The following is a 6,166-nucleotide window of genomic DNA, read 5'->3' on the forward strand; positions in this document are numbered from 1 at the left end:
GCCAGTTTCTTGAGTAACTCCTGTTCCCTTTCCGGTGTCATGTTTGTGCAATCCCCTTTCTTTTATTTTGATGCTCCCGGCTCCGGCCGGGACAAATCGATCATTTGTTGCAATTTTTCAGCGGCCGTACATGACGGGGCGGGCTAACGCGCGGGCATGTTGCTTTTTTGCCTCCCGGCCTGGCGGGACGCCGGTCATATCCGGTCCGCTGAAAAGATGCCGGTGAAACCACGGGCCGCCGCGGCCCGTTCATCCTTTAGCGGTAAACGCCGTACGTGCGCACCGCCTGCATGATCGCCTCCATGTTCAGCAGGGAGCCGTTGGGCGGAAACTCACAGCCCGGCGCCAGCACGAAACCGCCGTCACAATCCTTGAAGGTTTCGATTTCCCGCCGGCACTCTTCGATTACCTGCTCCGGGGTCATGAACAGTCCCAGTTCCGAAGGCACCAGGTAGCCCATGGTGACCACCTTTTTACCCCATTTGGCGGCGTGTTCGGCCCAGTCCTTGCAGTCGTCCGACGGATAGGCGTGCGAGATCAACTTGGGCTGGAGCCATTCAGTCTGCACATCAAAATAGGTCGCCCCGCCACAGTTGTGCAACCCGAGGACAACACCCGACTCCCGGATCAAATCGCACAGTTTCTTGGCGTAAGGAGCCTCCATTTTTACCCACAGCTGTTTGCGCATAATGGTCACACTGGCATAGAGGGTATCCACGGCAATGGCATGCACGCCGGTTTCAATCATCGCCCGGGCGTATTCGCAAAGCACCTCGGTGACCACTTCCATGCCCGCCATGACCGCTTCCGGATGCTTGATGCAGTCTTTGAACAGGCGCTCATGGCCGCGCAGGTGGGAGAGCACACCCAGCGGACCGTAAATAAAGCCGCAGATCACTTTTTCCTGGCCCCGCGCCTTGTACACCCGGTCCATGGTTTCCAGCACCATTTTCATACGGGGGGTTTCCCGCGGATTGATCCGCTCCAACCGGTAATAATCGTCTATTTCTTTGATCAGCGGTTCACTGGTTTCCGTATAGGGAGTGCTGTGGGGCGGATAAATAATCTTCTGTCCCCAGTCGGCCGCTTCCACCGACAGGTCCACCAGCCCCACAATGGCGTCGTAGTCGAACAGGTCAACCGACTGGATAAAACCGTTGGCGCAGGCCTCGGCATCAGTGGCCCACTCCGGATAGGTGACGCCGTTGACCCGCCGGGAAGCGCCGCACAATAACGGGGCCACCGGTACCCGGTCCGGTTTTTGATAATTCAGCGCCGCCACCACGCGCTCGATTGAAGTCATCTGATCACCCTGGTATTTCATTGTTGAACAACCCTCCCCAATGGTTTTGTTTCACCTGAATAGCCCCGGCCGCCGGAGCCGGAACGTCCGTTATACGGTCAGCCTTTTATACAAATCCGGCAATTTGAGCGGCAAAAGCGTAACATCGTCTATGACCACATACCCGGCGTCGCCGAATATGTCTTCCAGGTAGTCAGTCCCCCGCCGGTCCACAGTGATGCAAAACGTGGTGATCCGTTTCATCCGCGCCTCCCGGAGCGCCATCCGGCAGTCCTCCCGGGCGTAAAAGGTGTCGTCGGCCTGCAGCCACCCGGCCGGACCGGCGCGGTTTTTCACCGGGTAATAATCGACGTCGTAGGGACGTCCGTCGCTTAAGATAAGCAGCAGTTTCACCGCCGCCTCCACTTTTTGCAGCTTGCCGGCGGTGTGGCGGATGGCCGCCCCCAGCCGGGTCAACCCGTCGCTGGCCAGGCCGCCAAAGCGCTGCCGGACGGTCATTCCGTAAGGTTCGTCAAATTCCTTGAGCACATGGAATTTCACGCCGTGCCGCCCTTCCCCGTTGAAGCCGTACAGGGCGTAACGGTCGCCGATTACTTCCAGCGCTTCGGCCATGATCACGACCGCTTCCCTTTCGATATCCAGGATCGTTTTGCCGTTGTCCAGCACCTGGTCGGTGGAGCCGCTCTGGTCCAACAGGAAGGCCACCGCCACTTCGCGCAGGCGCTTGTCCCGCCGGATCATGAAGCCGCTTGCCGGCATCCCGGCGCGCCGTCCGGACCAGGCCTCCACAATGGCGTCCAGGTCCTCCTGCTCTCCTTCCTCCTGCCGGCGGTAACGCCGGAAGCGATCGGGGCGCAGCAGGGCGAAATATCTTTTCAAGGTGCCGACCAGCCCGTAATATTCCTGCAGCGTCCGCTCAACAAGCCGCATGCTGCTGGGCGGCGGGATTATTTCCCCCACCCGGCACCAGTCCGGTTTATATCCATCCACCGTGTAGTCCCACTCGTCGTAATAGGAGACACTGTGCAATGAATCATTTTCTTCCTGCGCCATCTCCTGCAGCAGGCTCTTCAAGGCGCTGTAAAATTGCCGCGTCCGGTATGCTGTTGGCGTATCCGGCGCCCCCGGGCGCACCCGCAGGCGGCTGGCCGTCTCGCGCCGGCGCCCGCTCCGCCGCGGTTCTTCTTCCACCTCGGCATTCACAGCCGCCAGGTCCGGGCACAACCGGCCCCGGTAAAACACTGCGGACCGGGCTTCCAATTCGCCGGCGTCCACTTTCCCCTCAAGAATCCGGTACCAGGCCGCGGCCACCGCCAGGCTGTCCGTTACAGCGGCCCGCCGGTTGGCCAGGATTTTCTCCCGGAACAGGCGGCCGGGCGGCATGGCCAGGTCGGCCGGCAGCGGCCGGCCCAGGGACAGCCGGATCAGCGCGGCGGCCTCCCCGCCGGCCGGCGGCTGCACCGGGGCGCCAAACCGGGTGAAGTCTTTGCTCATCCCCGGATACTGCCTTTGCGTCCGGGCATCCACCCGGGCGTCTTCCACCAGTTCAAAAATGACGCGCATCAACGGATAATCGGGAAACAGATCCAGCCATTCCTCCAGACAGGATACTTCTCCGTATTCCGGCGCCGGCAGGCCTGTTTGCCGGGCCAGCCCGGCCAGTTCAACCGCCGTAATTTGGTACGTGCCGGCCGCCAGATGGGATATTTCGTGTACCAGCATCATTTTCAACAGGGCGTGGTTGTCTTCCCGGGCCGGAAATTCATCCACCAGTTCCGGCAGATAAATCCGCCGCCCGTCGGTGGTGGCGAACAGCCGTCTTTTGCCGGCCAACGCCGCAGGCAGAAGGGCGCTGCTTTTTAAATTTACCGGGCAGTCGAACAGCGCCGCCGCATACGCGGCCAGTCCGCGTTCTTCATCCACCAGGGCCACCCCCTGGCGCCGACCGGTCAGCACGGCCAGGCTTTCCCGGGTGCTTAAGGAAAGCGCTTCGCACAAACGGTCCGCATCCCCGGCCGTTGTCCGCATCAACCGGTCCACCCAGCCGCGCAGTTCCGGCCAGGTCACTTCCTGCAGGGCACGGGCGCTGTTTGCAAAGAACACCTGCGCGCACCCGCCGCCCCGGGCCAGCAGTTCCCGGCCGCAGTCCGCCCAGTCGGCGGGGCTGATTTCCCGGCCGGCACTGAAAACCGCGGGGCTGTTTGCCAGAAAGGAGACCGCCGCCGGCACATCCAGCACCGCCAGCTGCCTAGCCCGGTCCGCCCATTCATTCAGCCAGACGGTGGAGAAATTTTCTTTCAACGCGGCGGCCAGGGCGGCGCCGGCGGTGAAGTAGGCCCGGCCCGCGTCCGGATGAATGCCGGCCAGCTCTTTCCCCCGTTCCACCCAGGGGGCGAAGAATCCGTCGAAAGGGCGGTGCCGCCACAGTGTATAGGCGGAAAAGTAGGCGCGGCCCAGTTCCACCTCCCGTCCGGCCAGCAGCCGGCCTTCCGCCAGCCAGCGGGCGGCGGCTTTTTCGCCAATCCGGTCGAAAAGTTCGGGCAGGCCGGAGAAATAAACCATGGCCGCCGGCCAGTTGATTTCCGCCAGTTCCAGGCATCCGGCCAGCCACCGGTGCTGCAATCCGGCCGGCAATCGCCCCAGCGTATCCACCCCGGAGCGGATTATATCCACCGCCCCGGCCGGATTGTAGCGGGCCATCCGTGCCGCCAGCCGCGCCCAGGCAACCAGGCCGGCCGGCGCGACGCCGCCGCCGGATGACGGGCTGCGGCGCAGCCATTCCCAGGCCACTTCCCAGGGCGCCGCGGCCAGTTCCCGGGTGGCGGCCAGCCAGCAGCCGTAAAATTCGCCGGACGCCTCTTTTTTTAACGCCGCCAGCGCCTCCCGCCAGGCTTCGGCCAGAATCTTATGCCGGCTGAAAGCCGCCGCCAGCATTGCTTCCTCTCCGGCCGGCGGCCGGCCGCCGGCCGTGTCAGGCGCTTTCATGGTTCAATCCTCCGCCAGCAGAGTGGTGGCGATTTCAGTCAGGCTCTTCTGGATCACCTGATCATCGGTGACCGGTTTGATCATGGCCGTTATGATTGCCTCCTGCATATCCACACCCCGGTTGATCAGCACCGCCGCGTAAATGAGCAGCCTGGTGCTCACTCCTTCTTCCAGCCCACGGTTTTTCAGCGCCCGCATTCTCCCCGCCACCTGCACCAGTTTGGCCGCCCGTTCGGCGTCTATGCCGGTTTCCTTTTGTACAATGGCCGTTTCGTGTCCGGCCGGGGGAAAATCAAATTCCAGTGCGATGAACCGTTGTTTGGTGCTCTGTTTGAGATCCTTTAAAATCGTCTGGTAGCCCGGGTTGTAAGAAACAACCAGCATAAAGCTGTCCGGCGCCTCGAGCACCTCGCCTTTTTTCTCCAGCGGCAGCATACGCCGGTCGTCGGTCAGCGGGTGGATGACCACAATGGTGTCCTTGCGCGCTTCCACCACCTCGTCCAGGTAGCAGATCGCCCCTTTTTTCACGGCCGTCGCCAGCGGCCCGTCCACCCAGACCGTTTCGTCCCCTTTCAACAGGTAGCGCCCGACCAGATCGGCGGTGGTCAAATCCTCGTGACAGGCCACGGTGACCAGCGGCCGGCGCAGGCGGTGGGCCATATACTCCAGGAACCTGGTCTTGCCGCAGCCGGTGGGGCCTTTGAGCATCACCGGCAGGCGGCCGGCCGCCGCCGCTTCGAACAACTGCACTTCCGGACCCACCGGCAGGTAAAATGGCTCTTCGGCCTGCCGGTAGTCACCGATTTTCCATTCCACAACCGCTCCCATGCGGCGCCACCTCTTTTCCCGGCCTAAGCTTTCGCCCGGGCCAGCTCTGCTTCCAGCGCTTTTTTGTCAAAATCCTTGCCGATAAAAATGAACTTGTTTTCGCTTCCATCCTTCAGCGGTTTGAAGTTAACCTGCCCGTGCACCAGGTCGAAGTTGAAATAGCCCGCCGCGGTCTGAAAGATGCCTTTGGCCCGGTAAATTTGACCGTACTTCCCCGCACCCGCATCCCGCAGAATTTGTTCCACCGCCTCCCGCCGGTAAACACCTGCCGGCGTAACGGCCAGCGAGTCAAACTCGTGATCGAAATGCAGGTGCAGGTAATCAATACCGGCATGCGCTTCCATTTCCGGGATCTCGGTCTGACAATTCACCGTGTGCATGATGATCGCCGACTGGTTGTACTTGCGTATTTCTTCCTCCACTTTTTGCAGTGTTTCCGGCGGCACCAGATCCACCTTGTTGATCATGATAATATCGGAATTGGCCAGCTGGTCGGTATAAAAATCGCCGAACAGTCCGGACTCGATATTGGGCAGGAAGCCGTCGGCGTCTACAATGCCGATGATTGCCTCGATTTCCAGGCCGTATTTTTCTTTGACCGGTTCCAGCGCCTCCAGCACCCCCGAGGGCACCGCCAGGCCGGAAGGCTCGATGATCAGCCGTTCCGGATTGAGCCTTTTTTTGATTTCGCCGACCGCCTTGACCAGATCGTTGCGCAAAGTGCAGCAGATACAGCCGCTGGGCAGCTCGACCATATCCACCGCCTCACCGCGCTGGATCAGTTCGGCGTCGATGCCGATATCGCCGAATTCATTGACCAGCACGCCCGTCAGCCCCTGCCGGTTCTCCAGCATGTGGCAGATGCAGGTGGTTTTACCCGCCCCGAGAAAACCGCTGACAATTCTAATTTTCATCGCACCTGCTCCCAACCTGAAAATTTGCGCCGGCTGTTCACTTTGTCGGCCGGAGTTGCTCCACTACTAAACAAGAAGCAATTACATATTTTCTCTTTTACAAGTCGCGCAACGAACTGATCATATTGATGGCGTC

Annotated in this window: 4 protein-coding genes; all 4 read right to left on the reverse strand. The window is 61.1% G+C overall.

The features are described 5' to 3' along the window. Positions 1-256 precede the first annotated feature (256 nt). The 4 genes from A6M21_RS04870 to A6M21_RS04885 all read right to left on the reverse strand — a co-directional run bounded on the left by A6M21_RS04870 (position 257) and on the right by A6M21_RS04885 (position 6,030). Positions 257-1,324 carry a uroporphyrinogen decarboxylase family protein gene (locus A6M21_RS04870; protein WP_066666766.1) on the reverse strand — a complete coding sequence of 356 codons (1,068 nt, stop codon included), beginning with the start codon at positions 1,322-1,324 and terminating at the stop codon, positions 257-259. Between the two features lie 69 nt (positions 1,325-1,393). Further along, positions 1,394-4,288 carry a VWA domain-containing protein gene (locus tag A6M21_RS04875; RefSeq protein ID WP_066666767.1) on the reverse strand — a complete coding sequence of 965 codons (2,895 nt, stop codon included), beginning with the start codon at positions 4,286-4,288 and terminating at the stop codon, positions 1,394-1,396. A 3-nt stretch (positions 4,289-4,291) separates the two neighbouring features. Then, positions 4,292-5,116: a CbbQ/NirQ/NorQ/GpvN family protein gene (locus tag A6M21_RS04880; protein ID WP_066666768.1), complete on the reverse strand. Its 825-nt coding sequence runs from the start codon at positions 5,114-5,116 to the stop codon at positions 4,292-4,294. 23 nt (positions 5,117-5,139) lie between these two features. Then, entirely contained in the window at positions 5,140-6,030 is an 891-nt protein-coding gene (locus A6M21_RS04885; protein WP_066666769.1) for a CobW family GTP-binding protein, read from the reverse strand. Positions 6,031-6,166: the final 136 nt, after the last annotated feature.

The sequence above is a fragment of the Desulfotomaculum copahuensis genome (assembly GCF_001655685.1).
GTDB lineage: Bacteria > Bacillota > Desulfotomaculia > Desulfotomaculales > Desulfovirgulaceae > Desulfotomaculum_G > Desulfotomaculum_G copahuensis.